This is a genomic window from Holdemania sp. 1001302B_160321_E10 (assembly GCF_015552275.1).
GTDB lineage: Bacteria > Bacillota_I > Bacilli_A > Erysipelotrichales > Erysipelotrichaceae > Holdemania.
Window position 1 is genome coordinate 47,016 of record NZ_JADNEM010000006.1, and the last position, 22,485, is coordinate 69,500.

General features: G+C 41.6%; 15 protein-coding genes. 1 reads left to right on the forward strand and 14 read right to left on the reverse strand.

The genetic code is table 11. The features are described from left to right. Positions 1 to 241 precede the first annotated feature (241 nt). From I2D94_RS05050 to I2D94_RS05105, 11 genes are all read right to left on the reverse strand, one after another. A complete protein-coding gene (locus I2D94_RS05050) occupies positions 242 to 3,247 on the reverse strand; it encodes a type I restriction endonuclease subunit R (RefSeq protein ID WP_195395831.1) in 3,006 nt (1,001 codons plus the stop codon). 1 nt (position 3,248) lies between these two features. Then, entirely contained in the window at positions 3,249 to 4,580 is a 1,332-nt protein-coding gene (locus I2D94_RS05055) for a restriction endonuclease subunit S (RefSeq protein ID WP_195395832.1), read from the reverse strand. Further along, positions 4,580 to 6,712, reverse strand: a complete 2,133-nt coding sequence (locus I2D94_RS05060; RefSeq protein WP_195395833.1) for a class I SAM-dependent DNA methyltransferase — start codon at positions 6,710 to 6,712, stop codon at positions 4,580 to 4,582. The genes I2D94_RS05055 and I2D94_RS05060 overlap by 1 nt, the downstream gene beginning before the upstream one ends. Then, the gene (locus tag I2D94_RS05065; protein WP_195395834.1) at positions 6,709 to 7,128 is read right to left on the reverse strand and encodes a helix-turn-helix domain-containing protein; all 420 of its coding nucleotides are present in this window, start codon (positions 7,126 to 7,128) and stop codon (positions 6,709 to 6,711) included. The genes I2D94_RS05060 and I2D94_RS05065 overlap by 4 nt, the downstream gene beginning before the upstream one ends. Before the next feature lie 185 nt (positions 7,129 to 7,313). Further along, positions 7,314 to 8,600, reverse strand: a complete 1,287-nt coding sequence (gene ltrA, locus I2D94_RS05070) for a group II intron reverse transcriptase/maturase (protein WP_195395835.1) — start codon at positions 8,598 to 8,600, stop codon at positions 7,314 to 7,316. A gap of 1,277 nt (positions 8,601 to 9,877) precedes the next feature. Continuing rightward, positions 9,878 to 10,915, reverse strand: coding sequence for a virulence RhuM family protein (locus I2D94_RS05075; RefSeq protein ID WP_195395836.1), 1,038 nt, complete (start codon positions 10,913 to 10,915; stop codon positions 9,878 to 9,880). A 32-nt stretch (positions 10,916 to 10,947) separates the two neighbouring features. Further along, complete coding sequence (locus tag I2D94_RS05080; RefSeq protein WP_195395837.1) at positions 10,948 to 13,014, reverse strand: DUF262 and DUF1524 domain-containing protein; 2,067 nt, start codon at positions 13,012 to 13,014, stop codon at positions 10,948 to 10,950. A 12-nt stretch (positions 13,015 to 13,026) separates the two neighbouring features. Continuing rightward, positions 13,027 to 16,188 carry a type I restriction endonuclease subunit R gene (locus tag I2D94_RS05085; protein WP_195395838.1) on the reverse strand — a complete coding sequence of 1,054 codons (3,162 nt, stop codon included), beginning with the start codon at positions 16,186 to 16,188 and terminating at the stop codon, positions 13,027 to 13,029. Between the two features lie 55 nt (positions 16,189 to 16,243). Further along, positions 16,244 to 17,392: a restriction endonuclease subunit S gene (locus I2D94_RS18210; protein WP_229056765.1), complete on the reverse strand. Its 1,149-nt coding sequence runs from the start codon at positions 17,390 to 17,392 to the stop codon at positions 16,244 to 16,246. A 12-nt stretch (positions 17,393 to 17,404) separates the two neighbouring features. After that, positions 17,405 to 18,391: a site-specific tyrosine recombinase/integron integrase gene (xerA, locus tag I2D94_RS05100; RefSeq protein ID WP_195395839.1), complete on the reverse strand. Its 987-nt coding sequence runs from the start codon at positions 18,389 to 18,391 to the stop codon at positions 17,405 to 17,407. A gap of 90 nt (positions 18,392 to 18,481) precedes the next feature. Continuing rightward, positions 18,482 to 18,676 carry a hypothetical protein gene (locus I2D94_RS05105; RefSeq protein ID WP_229056766.1) on the reverse strand — a complete coding sequence of 65 codons (195 nt, stop codon included), beginning with the start codon at positions 18,674 to 18,676 and terminating at the stop codon, positions 18,482 to 18,484. Between the two features lie 15 nt (positions 18,677 to 18,691). On the opposite strand from I2D94_RS05105, the gene I2D94_RS05110 reads away from it, so the two are divergent. Further along, entirely contained in the window at positions 18,692 to 19,336 is a 645-nt protein-coding gene (locus tag I2D94_RS05110) for a restriction endonuclease subunit S (protein ID WP_195395840.1), read from the forward strand. Here I2D94_RS05110 and I2D94_RS05115 read toward each other — a convergent pair. From I2D94_RS05115 to I2D94_RS05125, 3 genes are all read right to left on the reverse strand, one after another. After that, positions 19,333 to 19,872, reverse strand: coding sequence for a restriction endonuclease subunit S (locus I2D94_RS05115; RefSeq protein WP_195395841.1), 540 nt, complete (start codon positions 19,870 to 19,872; stop codon positions 19,333 to 19,335). The genes I2D94_RS05110 and I2D94_RS05115 overlap by 4 nt on opposite strands. 67 nt (positions 19,873 to 19,939) lie before the next feature. Beyond that, entirely contained in the window at positions 19,940 to 20,989 is a 1,050-nt protein-coding gene (locus tag I2D94_RS05120; protein WP_195395842.1) for a PIN domain-containing protein, read from the reverse strand. Then, complete coding sequence (locus tag I2D94_RS05125; RefSeq protein ID WP_195395843.1) at positions 20,973 to 22,481, reverse strand: class I SAM-dependent DNA methyltransferase; 1,509 nt, start codon at positions 22,479 to 22,481, stop codon at positions 20,973 to 20,975. The genes I2D94_RS05120 and I2D94_RS05125 overlap by 17 nt, the downstream gene beginning before the upstream one ends. Positions 22,482 to 22,485: the final 4 nt, after the last annotated feature.

A 22,485-nucleotide genomic window follows, 5' to 3' on the forward strand; every position in this document is an offset into this window, starting at 1 on the left:
TGCAACAAGATGAAGATTCCTTTTGAAAAAATTTTATCAGAAGATTTTTCTGCTTTCCTGCGGATACTAATCCTATCTAAGCTACTCAAAAACCCGAATAATATGCCGGGGGCCGCAATAACCCAAAATTCAAAAGAAGATTAAAGCAAATACCGCTATGTAGAATTAGCCCACATAGCGGTATCTATTTTTTACTTCAGAGCAATTTGTAATATACTTGCGAGTCATACTTTTAAGGATACTATTCTTCTCTTAATTTCTTATAAATATCATCCAAAAACACCTGCATCAGTTCGCGCTTCTTCTCGTCATTATCAAGCAGGAGAGCAAAAAAATCTTGGTTCTGCTCATACCCAGCAATCAGAGCGTCCTGTACAGCATCAAAATAAGCGAAGCCGAAATCTTTTAGCGAATTATTCCGTGCGCTATCCCGCAGATGTCCGTTCTTCAGTAGAATATCTCTCATTTGCAGAGCGGATTTGGAAGCCACATCAACATCGAACTTTTTGTTATACGCTGCATTGATCTCATCAATGATCTCGGACAGCTTCTTTTTCACAGCTTCATCCATAAAGACCTCATTGGGTGTCGGCAGGCTGACCTCCGGCTTGGATTCTATCTTGTGTGTGTGTTCCCCAGTTTTTTTCTGACGGAAATTAGAGGCAGTGATTTTGTCAGCAATGTTAAAATCATTTCCACAGCTGCCCACTTCGACTTCCTTAATCAGGTACGAAAGAAAATTGTACTTCTTGTGCAGATCCACGCTTTCAAAACAGGTTGCCTGAATCAGGAAACTGTAAAACCGCAGGAAACGCTTGATCGTCGCACGAATCTCCAGCTTTTCCAGTTCCGGGTGGTGATTAATGATTTGTAGGGATTTATCCAGCAACGCCCACATCTGAGCCTTTTCTTTGGATGTTCGCTTATCCTGATACAGATATCCGTTGAATTCCTCAATATTGTCAATATCAAGAAAATTATACTGATCCACTTGGGCTTCCACCGCTCGGATATCCGAAGGGGTGATGGTCTCGTTCAGAATTGTCTCGGTATAGAACGGGGCAAATGAAGCTTGAATATCCTCATATTCGTTTTTGAAATCCAGCACAAATATTTTCTTATCATAGGGTGCACAAATACGGTTCAGGCGAGAAAGAGTCTGAACAGCATTGACTCCCTTCAGTCGCTTGTCCACATACATGGCGCAGAGCTTCGGCTGGTCAAAGCCGGTTTGATACTTATTCGCCACCAACAACACCTGATAGCTGTTGCTGTCAAACACTTCCGGCAAATTTTCTTCCTTAATGCCGTTCATCACCGCTTCGGTGTATTCGTGTCCATCAAGAGAGACCTTACCCGAAAACGCCACCAGTGCACGAATACCCGTGTACCCATGCTTGGAAATATAGGTCTCAAACTCGTTCCGGTATTTGACTGCTGCCCGCCGTGACGAAGTAATGACCATGGCTTTTGCTTTGCCGCCTAACTCCTGCATGATTCTATTTTTGAAATGCTCGATAATGATCTCCACTTTCTGAGCAATATTGGTATCATGCAGTTCAATATACTTGGCAATCTTACGCTTTGCGGCAATCGTTTCCAGCTCAGGATCGTCCTCAATGGCCTTGTTAATTTCAAAATAAGTCTTATAAGTCACATAATTTTGCAGTACATCCAGAATGAAACCTTCCTCAATCGCTTGCTTCATGGAATACAGGTCAAAAGCAACCTTTTTTCCTTCTTCATTCAGGCAGCCGAACAGCTGTAAAGTGGTTGGTTTCGGGGTTGCGGTAAAGGCAATCATGGAAACATTGGGTTGCTTTCCGCTGCGGGCAATTTCGTCCTCGATGATATCGCCCATAGATTTTTCTTCTTCAGACACATCAACAGGGGTGGCCTCGCTCAGCTTGCGGCTCTCCGAAAGAGCATACGTTACCGCTTCCATAGCAGTTCCGGCGGTAGAAGAATGCGCCTCGTCGATGATTACGGCAAAAGTCTTGCTTTTCAGCTCCCGCACAAGTTCCTGAATGTACATAAACTTTTGGATGGTGGTCACAATGATTTTGGTATTGCCGTTAAGGGTATCCGCCAGGTCTTTGGAAGTGCATTTTTCATCCATGACCTTGATTAGACCGGCCTTGTGCTCCAGTGAAAGTACTGCTTTCTGAAGCTGACGGTCTACCACGATACGGTCAGTGATGATGCAGACCGTATCAAAAATGACTTTGTTTTCCCTGTCGTGCAAAGAGGCGAGACGGTGAGCCAGCCATGCAATGGTATTAGTTTTGCCGCTGCCTGCCGAGTGCTCAATCAGATAATTTTTCTCACTGTGGTGTTCTACGACATCTGCCACTAGCTTGCGCACGGCATTGAATTGGTGATATCGGGGGAAAATCAAGGTTTCTTTAGTGACACGCTTACCGGTATCCGGGTCTTTCTTAGTCTCCTTTTGCAGGAATATGATTTTATCAATCAGATACAGCACTGTATCTTTTTTGAGAATATCTTCCCACATATAGGAAACATTGATCCCGTTTTCATTGTGCGGGTTGCCCTTACCGGAATGAATACCAACGCCACAGCCCCTATTGAACGGCAGGAAAAAGGAAGATTTTCCTTTTAGATTGGTGCACATATAGACTTCGTTCAAGTCCATGGCAAAGTGAGCCAGGCAGCCTGCCTTGAATTTCAGCAGGCGGGTCTTATAATCCCGCTCAAACTTATACTGACGGATCGCATCCTCATAGTTCTGCCCGCTGGTATTGCATTTCAGCTCAAAGGTGAAAATGGCAATACCGTTGAGGAAGATTACAAGGTCAATGCGCTCGCCCTCTTTGTGCCAGACTTCCTCCATCACCGAGAGGACATTTTGCTGATACAGCGCCTCCGCCTTTTGATTGAAGGTGGTGGCAGGCTTGCGGTACATGAGGGTCAGAGATACTCCGTTATCAAACTCCACGCCGTGCTTCAGTACATCCAGCAGGCTGCGGTTTTTCTTATTGACCTCATTGTTGATGTAGTTGAGGATGGTCTGGCGGGTCTTGTCGCCATAGAGCTTTTCCAGCCGTGCCAATGCATCCGGCTGGGTGGCTTGCAAAAAGGAGAACAGCAGCTCCACATCCATGCCGTAGCCGGGATCGTAGGCAGTAGAGGGGCGCACATGATAGCCGTTTTCCTCCCGCAGCATTTCCAGAATGTACGCCTGATAATCTGCACGTTCCTTTAATTCTCCTGCTTTGATGACCATCTCACTGCACCTCCTTTACTTGTTTTTTGCCGGTGACATATTCGTAGATGAGAGATTTTTTGTGTTGCATCAACAGATTCAATTGTTCCTGTTTATCATTTAAGATTTTATCAATGTAACGACATTTATAATTCAGAAAAGCTACAATTGTTTTTTGCTCCTCAATAGGAGGAACCATAATCTTTAGTGATAATAGAAGTTGATTATCAACACTCTCTACTGTCGTTTTGTCTTTAATAATCACCGATAAAAGTGCATCATTTTCTCCCTGTATGTAGTATTTAAAATAAGCTGGAAGCATCAAATGGTTGAATTGAAATGCCTTAATGTCCTGGTTGATTGTGGCGGGAACACCCAACAACGCAATCGGTATAGTGTGCTGTAAGATTCCGGAACGTACAACCATTACCAAGGTACCAGCTGGCATTAGTTGTGTAGAGCAATTATTAATTGCTTCTTCACTTATATGAAGACTTGTATCCTCAATAATATCGGATTTTACTTCTTGTGATGATACCCAAGGAATATTACCTTCCCAATAGGACAATACATCCTTGCTTGGAGTTGCTCCACTGCAAAGACTGGCAAGGTGCCTCACCCTGCTAATTTTCCAATGTTCGGGAATTTTCCCAATCCACTCAACCCCACTATCCTTCATCGGCACAGACTTGTCCATCCCCTTAGTTACCGCTTCGGTAATCAGGGATTTTTTGTATTGCTGCAAAAGCGTAATCTGCTTTTCCAAATCTGCGGCAATGCTGTCAATCTGAGCACATTCTTTGTCAAGAAAATCTGCGATAGCCTGTTGTTCTTCAATATTTGGAAAAGCAAGCCAAAACTGTCCCAGTTGGCTTCGACTGATTCTCGACATTGTTGCACCACGGGCAATCATATTGGCGTGTTCAGCATATCCATCAGCATTCATTCCATACATAATAAACTTTTTATTATAGTTGGCATTTGGACGCAAAATAACGTTATCAACAGCCACAACATAACGGGATTCAGTATTCGGAATAATGCAAGCTCTTCCAATCGGTTCATTAAGCCGTGAAATCATCAAATCACCTGGGTACACATTCAAGCAATGTAATTCTGAGAAAGTCTTTTCGGAAATGTATCCGCATCCTTGCTCCTTATAAAATCCAGCGCCAACGTTTCCGGTAGTTAGATAACGAATACCACTTTCTTCTATTACATCGCTTTCTATCCAGTCACCATCAAGAAACAAAGTTCCAGGCTCCGTTGCCAAATATTTGACCTTATTGATCTCCCATGATGATGGAATATCCTTAATCCACTCAATCCCACTGGATTTCATCTGCTCTGCCATTACACTCCCTCACTTTCTTGCAAGGCTGCAATTTTTTCGGAGAGGGATTTTTCCAGTTCCATAAACTGTGCCAGCAAATCATCTGCCTTTTCCGGCTCCTTGTATTCGTAGAAGAATCGGGTAAACGGGAATTCTGCACCCAGTTTTTCTTTATTGGTAGCGCTCTCCTTTTTCTCCGGGTCAAATTCATAGGCCCAGATAGCGTCAGGTACATGGGGATAGACTTCCGCCTCAAAATATTTCTCTGGGTCCTGGGTGAGCTTGATGATTTCGGTGTCCTTGGTAGTAGTATCCTTGATCATTTCGCCCTTGCGATCTTTCTGAACCACGGCAGTTTTGTCTATCACCGCCAGCACCCTGGCAATGCCGGTCAACCGGCTGGCAGACATCCCTTCAACCTTGCCCAGCAGTGATTTCAGGTGCTTTTCAAACTCGCTGTAATCCATAAACACATGGTCAGAACAGTTGGCTTCCAGGATGGTCAACACATCCGCCACAAACTGCTGCCCCGCTAGATATTTCTGATATTTCTTCTCATCGGCAGCACTGCGAGGTTTCATCTCTTTCAGCTGTTTAAAATCCGTCTCATTGAAAATGCTGGAGTTGCTGGTAAAGTAGCTGCTGGTCCGCAGCCGCTCAATGCTCTCCGCATCCAGCACACCCCGGCGCTGCAACGGCTGGTAGACCGCATACTCCTTGTACATAAACTCTTCGTTCGGGAAAATCTTGCAGTACTGATTTTCCTCAAAGTTGGAGTACAGCTCGGTGATTTTCACCATGCTATCCCGATCAATTTCACGACGCTTTTTGCCCAAAGATTTGCGCAGGGGCTTCCACATATCCACCGCATTGATCAGCTGCACCTTTCCACGGCGGTCAGGGCGCTTATTGCGGGACAGAATAAAGATATAAATGCCGATGTCGGTGTTATAGAAAAGCTGGGTAGGCAGGGCAATAATGGCTTCAATTAAATCTTCCTCCAGCATCCAGCGCCGAATCTGGCTTTCACCGCTGGTGGTTCCGCCGGAGAAAAGAGGCGAACCATTGGTAATAATCGCTGCACGTCCGTTTTTCTCATCCAGCTTATTGATGGCGTGCTGCATGAACAGCAGCTGGGCGTCACCGGTTCCGGGAAGACCGTACTCAAACCGTCCGCCCTTCTTGTTTTCCTCACGAACTTTCTTCTCCTGTCCTTCCGGTGCATCTTTGCCTCCCCAGGGCGTACCAAACGGAGGATTCATAATCACCAGCCGCATCTTCTGATCCGGAAAGCAGTCCGTTTTCAGGGTATTGGCTTCCTCATCACCCATGATGTTTTTCACATCTTGGCCTTTGATGAGCATATCTGCCAGACAAATGGCGTAGGATTCGGGGTTGATTTCCTGTCCAAACAAACGCACATCCACATAGGGATTTTTGCGGCGCAGGAAGTCATAGGTAGTGGACAGCATACCGCCCGAACCGCAGGCGGCGTCCAGTACAGTGGCGATCTTACCCTCATCGGTCAGCAGGTCGTTGCAGCCCTCTGCCAGCAGTACATTGACCATCAGACGAATCACTTCACGGGGCGTATAGTGATCACCGGCCTCGGCGTTTTCAGAAAAACGACGGATAATATCCTCGAAAATGTAACCCATCTTCATGCTGTCTACATGAGCGGGGTACAAATCCAAATCAGAGAACTTTTTAACCACGCTGTAAAGGCGGTTGCTCTTATCCATTTTGTCGATCTGGGTGCTGATTTTCAGCAGCTTTTCCAGAATCAGCTGGATGTTGGCGGAAAAGCCTTCAATGTAAGACTTGAGATTGGACGCAATGCTGTCGCTGTCATCCAGAAGGCGTTTCAGGGTAAATTCATTGGTGTTGTAAAAGGGATATTTGGAAATCTGGCAAAGAAGCGCAGCTGGGAGGTTAGGGTTCTGCTTGTACTTTGCTACAACTGCATCTTTGGTAGACTCTAAAGCGCACTCAAACCGGCGGATGATGACCATGGGGATAATAACGTCCTTATATTTATCCGAGGTATAGGCACCACGGAGGGAGTTGGCAATGGACCAGACCAACCCAACTTCCTTGCTTACGTCAATGGACGTATCATCAAACATTACTTCGTAAAAATACTTATCTCTCATTTTGTGGGTTCTCCTTCTCTATTCTCTTGAAAAGACGCAAACAGGGCGGCAACACTTTTGATCTGATCAGGAGTCAAATTGCAGCCTTCCAGCTTTCGCATTGCATCTACTAAATCCTTGTTTTGTATGATAGTTCGGCAAATATCTGGTGGAGGAACTTTCCGAATCGCCATATACAGACGATCCATACGCTGGCGTGTCTGCAAATCTGGTTTTAGCTCCTTAATCAGCTTGTCATAGACCTCCGCTGTTGGAGCGTTAACACCGTCTTCTATATATTTCATGTTAGAACGGGGAAGACCAACCCTTTTGGCTAATTGGGATTGGCTGAGCGTTCCACGGCATCGCACGATTAAAGCACCAAGGTTCTTCTTGGCTTTTTCTGAAGATTTATCAGCAGCCACTTTTGCGGGCAATTCGGCTCCTCCTTTCTATAATCGTTCTACGTTCTATAACACAGAACAATTATACTACATTTGCTGATTGTTAGTCAAATTATCGAGAGTCATCTTTAGTAATCGGGTAGGAAGCTAAGGAAGCCAATTCTTCCTTAGCTTAGCTCCTCCCACACCACCGGAGATGCCGTTCGGCGTCCGGCGGTTCAAAGTACCAACGTGATTGGTTGAAATGTATGAACTTTTGTGTAATGGTCTACTAAACTGAGTAGACCTTTTTGTTTGAGTACCTTGTTCGTTATCCATCTCCCTAGCCATCTCCCTGTCCTGCAGTATCCCTTTCGTGTGTTGGCATATAGCCAGCACCAGTATCTTGGCATGCCCAGAAAATAAAGGTGGTTCGCTCGGTTTTTGACTGTCTTCCATTGTTTCCAGTAACACATTCGGATATGAAATCGGATTTTGTCTTCTATTCGGGTCAATATCCTTTTCATATCCGCAATTCGATAGTAGTTAATCCACCCTCGGGTTACCTCATTAATCTTCTTCATTCGGTATTCCATTGATACTCCCCAATTCCGCTTTAACAGCGGTTTCAGTTTGTATTCTAGTTTCTTCACCGATTTGATATGGGGTTTCGGCTTCCATTCTCCATTCTTCTGGTAGAAGCTAAATCCCAGATATTTGATCTCCTTCGGTCTGGCTACTTTCGTCTTTGTCGCGTTCACTTCTACACGCAGGTGTTCTGTTAACCATTTTGTGACTGAGCTCATGACTCGATTCGTTGCCGCTTCACTTTTTACGCAGATTATGCAGTCGTCCGCGTACCGGACAAAATGCAGCCCTCTCGACGTTAGCTCTTTGTCAAATTCATTCAAATAGATGTTTGCCAGAAGTGGACTGATCGGGGATCCTTGTGCTGTTCCGATCTTCGTTTCTTCATAAGTACCTTCTACCAGTACGCCTCCCTGTAAGATTCGTCTTACTAAGGATTCTGTATCTGGATCTTTGATCACCTTATGAACCAGAATCATCAGAATATCCTGATTCACATTGTCGAAGAATTTAGAGAGGTCCAGATCCACGATCCAGTCATACCCATCGTTCATGAATTCCAGTGCTTTAATTACCGCTTGTTCCGCTTTTCTTCCCGGGCGGAATCCGTAGCTGTTTTCTGAGAATTCCTTTTCAAAGATGGGGGTTAGTACTTGGCATACCGCTTGTTCTATCCACCGATCTTTGACTGCTGGTACTCCCAGGTTTCTCTTGCTTCCGTCCTCTTTTGGGATTTCTACACGTCTTACGGGTAAGGGTTTGTATTTCCTTCGCCGTATTGCTTCACACAGTTCTTCCCCGTGCTCTTCAATAAACTTCGGTAACTCACTGGTCTTCATGCGGTCGACCCCCGCACTTCCTTTGTTACTCATCACTTTACACTTGGCTTCTTCCAGGTTTTCCTTGGATAGAATCCGTTCTATCATTTCTGTTGTCATGTCTGCTTTTTCCTTTCCGTCGCTTGTTATCCCCCAATCTTCACAACCCTGGAGGCTGAACACAGATTGTTCTGAGGGGATAACCTACATTCTTGAATCTCAAAGCTGGTTCTTTGTTCTGCCCTTCGCTCCCTTCCCGTTACGGAACTTCTTCGCTACTATGGCTTCTGCTGAGAGTCTGCCCCCTTGGGCATTCCTTATCGTTCGTTGTTACTACGTTTCCACTGCGTGACGTTCTTCACCTCGTTTCCACGTCGATAAGGTCTCCCCGAAGAAGGTGTGATAACTTTCCTCTCGTGCAGCCTCCGAATTTACTGTTTCGCCATGTTCGGCAACTTGGACTTCTCTTTGTTGTGCAAGGTCGTCCCGGCTAGCAGCCTCCTATTCGATTTCTGTTCGTAAGCCCGAGATTTTGCCCGTTGGTTTTCCCAACATCCAGCTTCCTTCAGCCATTACCTCACGATAATCGCCTTGCCTTCGGCTAGCGCTTTAATGCTTGTTGCCACAACCGCGCAACGGACTTTCACCGTCTAGTTATCACCCATGTCGGGTGTACAGAAAAAAGCACACTAACGACTAAGTCGCTAACGTGCTTTTAATCATAAGTTTTTCGTATTTATATTATATTGAAATACTTTAGTGCTTCCATAATCGCTGCCTGTTTTTCAACTGGGCACTGTGGCTGCTTTGCATACCCAGATTTCGGTTTATTAAAATTTTCACGCTCAATGATACCACATTTATACTTCATCTGAGTACTAATACAGGCTACTGACTTTCATACCGCTATGCTCCAGCACATCGCCTTAATTTCTTCATAGGTAGCCTTGCTCTCCGCAGCAGTAAGATCCAACTCATCCATCTTAATCTCAACCTCGATATGCTGCTTCGTATTTAGTTTGGACAATAAGCATACCGTTTCCACATGGCTTGAAAGGCCCTGATTGATAACAACATAATCGTGATATTTCGGAATAGTCCGTTTGTCTACGGAAACATATCAACGGTTTTTACAATCCAAAATATACCTACACTATTGCTGTTCATTTTACTGTCTAACCCCCGTTTGCAACAGGGAAATGGTCAGCGTTTTTCTTTGTATTTACTATTATAGTGACGACTTCAGCAGCCAGCAATCCCCGTTGCCTCAACCCTGGCGGTTTCGTGTGCAGGGGATAGGTCAACGGCATTTTCACAAGATTTAGAACTGTGTAAGTCCCATGCACTCGACCTTGTTATGCCTGAAAATCCGGCATTGAAAAAGCAAAGCAATTTTATTACTTCTTCGCATTTTCTTCCAATTCCAGCATGTACTTATCAAAGTCAGACATAAATAATCTGTCCTGAATGACTCGATACTTTTCAAATTCAGTCTCCGCTTTAGCCTTGGCAATCTCTGCTGTGATTTTGCCCGCATCCTGAAGGACCTCTCTGTCATCAGCCATCAGGAATAGATCCAAACGCTTTGCCCAGTCCTCCATTGTCATCGGGATGTGACGTTCTGCACGGTCCTCTGCCAAGTCCAGATATGCCGAAACGATACGCTCTAATGAACGCATTTCCTTCTCAGAAAGATAATTCTTTGCAACACTCACATCACTTTTTACAATCTTGCCTTCCGGTGCGGCTGCCCAAGTGGCCAGTCCCATATGTGGCTTATCTGCATCAGCTCGCTCGTAAATCAACTCTGCTGCCGTGTGACCGTGAACTGCATAATGCATCTTATTCTGCACCTTGGCAAAGAACTGCTTTGTCGTTTTTGCTGTGCGATCATAATCAAGAGCAGTAGCATAAATGTCCGTTATCTTCTGATAGAACCTACGCTCAGACAAACGGATCTCACGAATTTGCTCAAGCAAACGGTCAAAGTATTCTACCGTAAGCACCGATCCACCATTTTTCAAACGCTCATCATCCATAACCCATCCCTTGATGGTATAGTCCTTGGCAATTTGATTGACCCATTTACGAAACTGCACCGCACGCTCAGAATTTACCTTAAAGCCTACTGCAATAATCATCTCTAAGGAATAGTGATTTGTGCTGTAGCTTTTTCCGTCATCGGCAGTTATTCGAAATTTTCGAATAACTGAATCCTCCTGTAACTCACTGTCCTCAAAGATTTTCTTAATATGATAATTTATAGTGTTAGTACCGACATCGTACAACGTAGCCATCATTTTCTGTGTCAGCCATATATTCTCATCCTCATAGCGCATCTCAATACTATCCTGCTGATCACCAACAGAGGCAACATAGGTTAAGTATTCTGCTGCACTGGAACGGATGGTTACTTCGTTTTTTTTCTTTTTCAAATAGGAGGACCTCCTTTAACGTCCCAAAATCATTATTCTGCCTGTGCATCAAAGGATTGTTTCACAATTTCCATGATTTGATCTAATTCATCCTGATGCTCCATAAACAATTCTACATCGCCATTTCCCCAACGCCCTAAACCGGTAATATCTTTGCAAATACCGTTAGGGTCATTAATCTCTGAAAACTTCATATTAATCGAGATACGCAATCTTTGTTTCTGAAAAACAATATCAACAAAATTAGTATCCAGTTTATAGGCAACATACAACTTTTTATATTCCTTCTTAACCGCAGGGGATAAGTTCATAATGCGCTTATCTAAAGACTCGAACAGTATTCTTGTAAAAGCATTCACATCATACGTTTCCAAGGAATACTTCTGCACTGTTTTTTCTTCTACTTGATATGGCGCAAGTTCTGCAGCTGTTAAAGTTGGATATGGCCAAATAGATTCTGCTTTCTTTGATAATTCGTTTGCTCTCTCTTGGATATGTTTTTCATTCCACTTATTTTGTAAAACCACATATTTATTAAGCCTAAGTGCACTTTCTTTGAATCCACCCGGCATATCCATCTTTTCCAAGAAAGGTCTGTCACTCATCTCAGAATTATATGCAGTCAAAGTAAGATTGCCAATTGTATGTAAATACTTTTTCTGAACCTCCTGCCACTCGGCACCAAGATCAGCTTGCCACTCTGAAGAAAGATTTTTGTTCTGCGGCATAATATGCTCAATGGTATAATTCTCTATTATAATTGGAGCTTTGTTTTCAAAGTTTTCCAAACGACTAAGAATATAATTTCTAGCACGCATATTATAAATATCACGGCTTTCAAATGCACCTTCAAACTTATCGTTATCCGGGAATTCTTTATATGTATCCTGCATCACGAAAAATGCCTTAACAGAATTCATATAATCATCTGGTCTAATATAATTTTTCAACGTTGCAAATGTTTTGTTCATTGAGTTGGTCGGAATCTCACAAATTGCACGTCTCAGAACATAGCTAATACAAAGCTTCAGAATTTCCTTTAGTTCATCTGATGTAATTAGTCCTTCTACGCAGTCATGATGAATTTTCAGCAAGAACGGGTAAGATACCTCCATTCTTAAATCGATAATGTCCTCATATAACTTCTTTAAATCCGTGTCAGTATTTCGCTTGAATACAATGTTTGTATAATATTTTGCATATTCAAGCAAATCTTGACATAATTCTCTGATAGTTCCAAATTCACAATTCAAATGATACAATTTAAATTCTTCATATACACGTCCTTGCTTTGGAATACGAGAAAGTTTCATAGTCAAGTAATGACGGAAGAAAGCATCCATTACCGTTCCTTGCGTTTCATAGATAAACAGCTGTTCCATCGGCCGCCAAAGATGTTCATATACATAAGTTTGTTCAGATGGCTCTAATCCCATCAAAACATAGTTACGAATCAAATCAGATTCAGAAAGTTCCTTACCAGTAGAATTCAAACTTTCAAAAATTGCCTGTGCATCGTCAACAGCACGATCTAATGTGATATTAACAATTTGTAATTTTCCAATTGACTCATATACCTCTGCAGGCTGAATTTCTTTATCAGCCAGCTTGCTAGCAAAAAAACTGTAATTTTCAATCAGTCTTGATCTAGTGCCTTCTGCAATTGGCTTTTCCTCAACAAGGCTTATAAGAATATCTCTATCTGTTTCAGTCAGCAGTAACTTATATCGTTCATCACCACTTTCATACTCGTTTTTTAGAAGCATATTATCTATACGACGAGCATTGATTGTTGTGTCATTCGGATTCTTTATTGCATAATCGCGCAAAGCCAGAAGAAGCAGTGTTAAGGTAGTCATTCGCTGTTGGCCGTCAATAATCATATATTTCTGAACACCTGTTGGCATTGCCTGTTCAGCAATATTAACAATAGAACCTACAAAATGGCCCACTTTACCTTTTCTCTGCATCTCTACAATATCGTTCCAAAGTCGTTTACACTGATCTATATCCCAGCTGTAGAATCTCTGATAAACCGGAATCAAGAATTGCTTATTTCCGTTCAATATCTCATAAATATTGCCTTTACGTGCATCCATATCGCACCTCCATTACTTCTTTTCTCCATAAGAAACCGTATCCTCTGCCACTTTGCTTAGTTCTATTTCAGATACATATTTATAGAGTTTTTCCTCTTTTCGTGGTTCCACATTATCCGTCCAAAGCTCACACTGACTAATTACTGTGCTTATTGCAAAATCATAGTCTTCCGGCGGATACTTATATTTCTTAAGGAGTCGCTTAACCATCTTACGCATCTGCGCTCTAGCAGTTTCTTTCTTCTGCCAATCGATAGTGCGATTCTTACGAAGCATTTCTGTAAGTTCTCTTGTCAAAGCAATCAATTCATCATTCTTATAAAAATCCTTGATATGCTCCGGTTTTGTAAGAGCATCATAAAACGCAAGTTCTTCTTGTGAAAGCCCCAGTTCCTGACCATTCTTATAGAGATTTGCAATCTCTTCTGCAGTTTTCAGAAGTTCTTTAATAACCTCTTCATTAGTGATTAGTCCATTATAATAAGAGTTCATCAGTTGTGCTATCTTCTCCGAGAATTTTTGTGACTGTACCACATTTGTTCTCTTGTAAAGAGCCACTTGCTCAGCCATAAGTTTTTTCAAAATCTCAACAGCTATATTTTTTTCCTTCATTCTAGAGATTTCGTCCAGGACTGCTGGATCAAACAGGCTGAATTTTTCACCGCTACTCTTGCTGCTGTCAAATAAGCTGATGACACCTTCGCTCTGTACTGCCGCTTTCAAAAGTTCATTGATTTGATCATTAATCTCAGTAAGTGACAAACTTTTTCCACCTGTTCCACCATACGTGATCTTAATAACAGTAGAACGCAAAGCCTCCATATAAGCCGCTTCATGGCGTTCCTGCTCTGTTGTCATACTGGAACAAAGCGAGTGTGATTGTTTCAAAAGCATGGCTTCCTTCAAAAACAAATCTTTTCTTTCTGGTACACTTGCATCGAGAATAAAGTTTACGCCACCCGTAATAAGCTTAGCCATTGTAAGTGGAGAGCCACCTATAAATCCGTTAAAATCAAAGCCATGCAATAAATCCTTGCAAACTTGTAGCTTTTCCTGAAACTTCGGATATGCCATCTTTGCAATGTTCATATCACCGTATTTAGATTGATCGCGTTTCGTATATTCCTTCATTGCAGCCTTTAAAGCTGATGCAATTCCAACATAGTCTACGATCAATCCGCCCTCTTTATCCTTGAATACACGGTTAACACGAGCAATAGCCTGCATCAAGTTATAACCATGCATCGGCTTATACACATACATAGTAGCCAAAGAAGGTACATCAAAACCGGTGAGCCACATATCAACTACAATAGCAATCTTCATCGGGTCATTGTTATCTTTAAACTTCCTTGCAAGCTCTTCTTTGTGCGATTTTGTTCCGATGATCTCTTTCCAATCTTCCGGATCGTTGTTGCCGCCAGTCATAACTACACCGACTTTATCCGTCCATTCAGGTCTAATTTTCAAGATTCGGCGATAGATTTTCATTGCAATCGGACGAGAATACGCCACAATCATGGCTTTACCCGTCAGAAGATTTGCTCTATATTTTTCGTAATGTTCAACAATATCATCACAAAGAGATTCTATTGTTGAATCAGCTCCCAGTACACTTTCCATCTGACCAAGCATTTTTTTACTCTTCTCGATTGTTTGTGCATCGGACTGCTGCTCTAAGACATCATAAGTAGAATCAATTAACGCCAATGTGTTCTCATCCAACTTCAAATGAACAACTCGGCTTTCATAATAAACCGGACGAGTAGCACCGTCTTCCACGGCCTGTGTCATATCATAGACATCAATATAATCACCAAAAACTTCACGAGTGTTTCTGTCTTTGGCTGAAATCGGTGTACCGGTAAATCCGATAAATGTAGCATTCGGCAATGCGTCATGGATAATACGAGCATTACCAATTACAGTATGCGCTTCCTTTTCACCTTTTTCATTCTCTGACATAACGATTTTTTCATCAAAACCATACTGCCCACGATGCGCTTCATCTGCCATAACAACAATGTTTCTGCGTTCTGACAAAGCTTTCTCTCCACGTTCAAACTTGAACATTGTTGTAAATATAATTCCATTTGCACTTCTGCCATCAAGAAGTGACTTCAAATGTTCCTTGCTCTCTGCCTGTACCGGTGTCTGACGCAAGAAATCTGCGCATTGTGAGAACTGTACATAAAGCTGATCATCCAGATCAATACGGTCTGTCATAACTACGATAGTTGGACTATCTAATGCATCTTGCAATAAATGTGCATAGAATACCATCGACAATGACTTACCAGAGCCCTGTGTATGCCAGAACACACCACCCTTACCATCGGTCTTCGTTGCCACCTTTGCTTTCTCTATCGCTTTGCGAACAGCAAAATACTGATGGTATCCGGCTAACACTTTGAAACGACTATTGCTAACGCCTGAGAAAAGAATAAAATTTTTCAAAATATCCAACAGACGTTCCTTTTGGAACATACCCTCATAGAAGGTTTCAAAGGAAGCATACGCAGTATCTTCGTAATTACCGTCTTTGGTTTTCCATTCCATAAAACGATCTAAGCCGGATGTGATAGTTCCGGCCTTATTTGTAGACAATTCGCTAATTACACAGATTGCATTGTAATAAAAGATAGATGGAATATCTTGCATGTAGTTGCGGATTTGATGGTAGGCATTCTCTGCACCACCTTCATCTTTAGCCGGACTCTTCAATTCCATCAAAACAAGGGGCAATCCATTAATAAATAGAATAATGTCCGGACGACGGTTATTTCCGTTTTCTAAAAACGTAAACTGATTTACCACATAGAAAGAGTTGTTCTTTACATTTGCATAATCAATCAAGCGTACAATAGATGATTGCTCCTCGCCCTTTACAAAGAACTTAACCGTGATACCATTTTGCAGATAATCCATGAAAATGATATTCTTCTGCAACAGACTTCCAGTATCAAAATTCTTCAATTTGGCTAGTGCCTCATCTATAGCTTCTACAGGCAGACCACGGTTGATACGCACCAAGCTATCTCTCAGAATAGAGTCCAGAAGCGGACTGGTATAATCTCTATCAAAATCCGGAGCGTAGAGGTGGTCATAGCCCATGTTTTCAAACAATTCAATGATTGCTTGTTCGTATGTATCTTCTGTAAATAAACTCGGCATATTCAACCTCCTGTAATTTTCGTTATGTTTCTATGGTAAACAAGAATTTAGCGGCTTAAAGGTCGATGTCGGAGACATCAAGCTCGCCGGACATTAGTTTTGGAAGTAGTGTATCTCTTAACGAAGCAAGTTTGACATTTTCGTTGTTATTTGCTTCCCATTTAGCCATCAATGAACCTGCAAATTCCTCGAATTTTGCAAGTGTATCTTCATCGGGAACTAATACAGCTACCTTTTTCATATCTCCCTGTGTGATAAGTGGTTGCGTTGAACCTCGATTCATTGATGCATAATCTATTCTGTGCAGAATTTGATTAGTAAATTCGTAATAAGGACTTGTTATTACAAGAGTATTATCAGAAGTCCAGCAAGGAGTGTTGAACCTTTGAATAACGCCGTGTGTTCCAACTCTTCCGGTAACAAGAATCTTATCTGTGTGGTTTGCTTCAGAAGTAAATCCCATAACGGATGCCGCACCGACAATAGAAATAGGAGTCTTTTCATTACAAGTGTCTGATTTTACAGGTGGACGTTTTCCGCTTGCAATATCTGCAATCGTTGAAAGTTCTTGATAGCTCCAATTTTCAGGACAAACGCCATTTGTGATTTCAAAATCTTCAAACCACGACTGATAAAGGACAGAAACTTGTTGCTCTAAATTCTTGTTTATCTTATCATTCACTTTTATTTTTTCATCTATATTCAACAGAAAACGAGCGATACGCTCTTGAGTTTCTTTTTCTTTTGGAAAAGAAATCACAATTTCTTCCTGCAATCTTTTTCGATTTATTTCAGTCTGACCGGTTGAGCCTTCCGCAAGCGTTTCAATTTTAGGTTGGAACGCTTTAACCGCATACCCATAATAAATAGAATCAATTTCCTCGGTTGGACGAAGAAGTATCATATGTCCATCTATTGTTGTTGGGGTTGGCACTTCATACAATTGAGCAACACGACCAGCAGTTCCAGTACCGGTAGAGTTAATCAGCACATCTCCTGGTTGAAGCATTTTATCAGCGGGCACTTTCTTTTTTGAACAGTCATGTAATCTTGATTCCTCATACTTGATTTCAAAATTTCGATTACATTTCTGATTTAACACACGAACTGTATTCTCATTTTCTCTTTCTACATATTTAGGTGGAATGCCTTTAGACATAAATGATGTGATTTCTCCCAAACATCTTTTTCTCCACTCTGTCATATTGTCACCTTCCTAACTAATATATTTCTTGTGAGCCAACTTAACATTGCTCTGCTTGACCATTGCATACTGCAAGGTTGTATCTATTCGTTTATGCCCTAAGAGCTGTTGTAACTGCTCTATAGGCATTCCCTTATCAATTGCCATCGTTGCAAGTGTCCTGCGGAACTTATGCGGATGGACTTTTTGTATATCTAACTGCTTACCCATTTCACGCAGACGAGATTCGATACCGCCAATTTTGATTCTCTCATGTGGAGAACGCAAAGTGACGAACAATGCCGGATTATCATCCGTTCTGCTATCAATATAGTTTTGCAAATGAATCTTTGTCCGGGCATCAAAGTAAACAATGCGTTCCTTATCGCCTTTACCGAAAACCACACATTCACGCTCGTTAAAATTGATGTCTGCTTTGTTCAGCAAAACCATTTCACCGATACGCATTCCAGTGGAAGCAAGCATATCAATCATCGCCAAATCTCGAAGTTCTGTGCAACTATCACGCATTTTTTCCAAATCTTCATCTGTATAGGTTTCCTTGATGTTAGTAGCCGTTTTCACCTTATGGATACGGCGAACAGGACTTTTCAGAATGTAATCTTCATCCTCCAACCAAGAGAAAAAACTGGATAAAATCCTGCGGATATTGTCAATCGTCACACGACTGGATTGATTTTTGCTTTGATAATCCGTCAAATAGGAACGCAAATCCTCTGTCTGAATGTGGCGGATGCCTTTGCTTATCGAAGCTACCATCGTCTCAATAGTTGTGCGATAATATTTCAGTGTTTTCTCTGAACAGCCTTCAATCCGCTTTGCCGAAACAAAAGCGTCTATCAGCTTTGGATTGTCGTCTGCATCCTTCTTTTCTGTCTGTGCTGTAATCTCACAGCCAAACAGTGTGTTTTCAAGCACCTTTTGCAACTGCTGCATTTGGGCATTGTCGAGGTGTGGTAGCATTTGCTGCATCACCTCTGAAATAATTTGTTGTTTCATAGGTCATTCTCCTTCAAATTTATTTTCCAGAGAACGACTCAACGGCAGTTCCGTTGGCTTTATCTCCCGCCGTTGGTGGGAGTTTTATTCTTAATAAAGGTCTATATCATCGTGATCTTCTCCATCATAATGATTATAATAATGAAATCCATCTTCAAGTGGTTTCCCACACCTACAGCAAACATCCCAATATCCCCATTCTTCAATTTCTGATGTAACAGACGATATGGATGAACATTTACAGTAGCCTACTTTTTCAATTGGCACACCTTTAAAATACATCATTTTGTCTTCCTCCCTATGTTAAACAAGAATTTAGAGCTGCAAGCAGCCGCTTTGTTTACAAATTTCTATGATCAGGCAGAAACAGAAATCGGCTTTACTGAAATAATTCAAATTCTCGGCGGTGGCACACCTAAAACCGGTGAAAGCTCGTATTGGAATGGCGATATACCGTTCTTTACTCCTAAAGATGTAGGCTCGCCTTACACTCTCACCACTGAAAAGACAATTACCGAGGAAGGTCTGGCTCATTGCAATAGCCGTCTCTATCCTATAAACACTGTTTTTGTTACAGCACGAGGTACAGTAGGTAAAGTCAGTTTGCCGGGTGTCCCTATGGCAATGAATCAGTCGTGTTATGCACTCGTCGACAAGGACACACCCCAGCTCCTTGTTTATTTCTACACTCTTAAAGCGGTTGATAGACTGAAACATAAAGCAAGCGGGGCTGTGTTCGATGCTATTACAACCAGAGATTTTGAGGCGGAGAATATCATGAAACTCTCTAACGATGACACAAAAGCCTTTCTGGATGTAGCTGAGCCGATTTATCAGGCTGTATTAAATAATTCCATCGAGAATTTGCGGCTTGCTGAACTGAGAGATTCCTTGCTACCGAAGCTGATGTCCGGCGAGATTGATGTCTCCAACATCCAGCTTTAAGCCGCTAAATTCTTGTTTATCTTATCATTGAGTGCAATTTTATCATCAAACGCCTTCAGGAATGAGCCGATTTTTTCTTGTTCAACTAATGGTGGAACATCAATTTCAAGATTCTTTACCACATCCGTCTGCACACGCTGTCGTCCAGATGAACCGACCATAGATTTTATTGCCGGTTCTCTTACTTCTGGGCTGCAAACGAGATAGTACAAATAGTCCTTATCAGCGATTCCTTCTTTTGCTCGGAATACGATATACTCCGTTGAGCCAAAGCCAACTTCTCCATCATTTAAGATTGAGACCTGAGCTGTTTTTCCGTTTTCTAAACACGGCGTAATTCGTGCCATAATTGTATCTCCATTACGGAACTTCGTACCACCAGAAAAACATTCTTCAACATAATATGGAATATCGCGATAAAATGGGCGGAGCACATCCATAGGGATTTTCTTAGCTATAGCACCTTTTTTTACTGTTTCTCTCGGATTGAAATCTGCAATATCAGAGAGCTTCTTTTTTGTCCATTCAGATTTCATACCCAATCGCCTCCAGTTTTTCATGAATTACAAATTCGTTTATTCTTTCTTGTCCTGTATTCATAAGCTAACTCTCACTTTCAGTTTCATCTTCATCCGTTCTATAAGCATCTTCAACCGAATAAGTAGCATCATCCAGCATCTTAACATCTATGCCTATGTTGATTGTGTCCTGTGTTTTTCCCCCATCCTTCAATTCGTATATAAACTGCAAAGCAGCTTCAATATAATATTCAATTCCATTCTCGTCCGAATTCAAAGATTCAATATTATCAATGCTAATCAAATGAGCTGTAGTTGAAGTAATCAAACGTCCTTTTTCAACAAGACCAAAGTCTCGCTCTATTATCTGCACAGAAAAATCTCCAGAATTTAACCAATCAACAATTTCCTTATTTTCATCATAATCTTCAATTGGTTGATACGAATATTTGTCAATTTCCTTTGCCCACGCTTCTAACTGTACCTTAACTTCATTTTCATTTTTGCATATGAACAGTGATGAATCTGATACATTTTCTGCAAACTCCTTTAGCAGAAATTCTCCAAAAGCATTATCTTTGGAATAGTATATGATTTTTGAGTTGCGGTGTTTTAATGCAAATTCCAAAACACTTTCCCATAGCAATGCATCCTTAAATCCTTTATCAGACTTTTTGTCTTTTCCCTCAAATGGAGGCAACTTACTAAATGCACGATTTACAATGCTTTCAAACCTATTATTAGAAGCAATTGGAATTTCTATAACGCTATTTGCTCTTCCTGAAATCTCCTTCTTATATTCCTCAATCTTAATTTTTATATATTCTGGATAATTTATTGTAGGATTCTCCTGTATAGAATACTCAGGAAACTGTTTCTTTGATATTGTACTTTTATATGTAACAAGCAATTCATCATGCTTTTCTATAATCTGCTTCTCCATTTCACTCCAGACAACTGATGGGATAGCTATGGTTACATATTCATATATATCAAGTTGCTCAATCATACCAACTACATGTTCAAATGTTGCATTGAAGCTAAAAGTTGTGAAATCTGCCCTCTTTTCATATGCTTGAAACAACGCATTCGTATCAAAAATCAAACAATACGTTATTTCACTGCTTGAGCTCATATCCGATCGCCCCCAGCTTCTTCCTGATTTTGTCCTCCAGTTCATGCGACTTTGCAAACATTTCCGCAAGTTCAGATGTTAACCGATCCATCTTTTCTTCAAAGGGCTCATCGTCATCTTCCTGCTCTTCAATACCCACATAGCGTCCAGGTGTAAGGATATAATCTTGTTTCTCAATTTCAGCTGTATCCGTAACAGCACAAAATCCCTTAATATTTTCAAGTGTTCCGTCAACAAAAGCTTCGTAGGTTTCTGAAATCTTATTGATGTCTTCATCCGTCAGCTCACGAAGCTTTCGGCTCACCATTGTTCCCATCTTTCGAGCATCAATAAATAAAGTCTTTCCCGGTTGTTTTTTCTGCTTATTGATAAACCAAAGTGAAACTGGAATCTGCGTTGTATAGAAAAGCTGAGTAGGCATTGCAACAATGCACTCAACTAAATCAGCATTGATAATATTCTTACGAATATCACCCTCTCCGCCTGATTGAGAAGAAAGGGAACCATTTGCTAATACCATACCAATACGACCTGCTGGTGCAAGATGAAAAATCATATGCTGAAGCCATGCAAAGTTAGCATTCCCTGCTGGTGGTGTTCCGTATTTCCATCGCTGATCTTCTTTTAGTTTATCCAATCCCCAATCGGAAAGGTTAAAAGGGGGATTAGCCATAATATAATCTGCTCTCAACGTTGGATGACGATCATCAAGGAATGTATCTGCCGCATAGGTTCCAAGATCAGGCTCAATTCCACGAATTGCAAGATTCATCTGCGCCATCTTCCATGTAGTAGGGTTTGAGTCCTGACCATAGATAGAAATATTGCTGATGTTACCGCTGTGATTCTCAACAAACTTCGCAGACTGAACAAACATACCTCCTGAGCCACAACAAGGGTCATATACTCGTCCTTTGAAAGGTTTCAAGACTTCCACCAAAGTACGTACTACACATGATGGTGTAAAGAATTCACCACCACGTTTTCCCTCTTGCTCAGCAAACATAGAAAGACAATATTCATAGGTACGGCCCAAGATATCTTTTTCACTGCCGTGTTCAATCATCTGGATGTTGGTGAACAGGTCCACAACATCACCAAGTCTACGCTTGTCCAGCTCCAGACGTGCAAAGTTCTTAGGCAAAATATCCTTCAAACGCTTATTTTCTTTTTCGATAGCACGCATGGCATCATCGATCACCGTTCCGATTTCCGGAGTATGTGCTTTTGCTGCAATCTCACTCCAACGTGCACCAGCTGGTACAAAGAAGATACCCTCAGAAGTATATTCGTCGATATCCTCCTCGAATCCATCGCCTTCTTCAACAAGTTCCTGATACTTATCATCAAATCTATCTGAGATATACTTCAAAAAAATCAATCCCAGAACAACGTTCTTATATTCTGATGCATCCATATTGCCACGAAGCACGCAGGCTGCATCCCATATTTGTTTTTCAAATCCAATATCGGCTGTATTTTTGTCTGCCATTTTA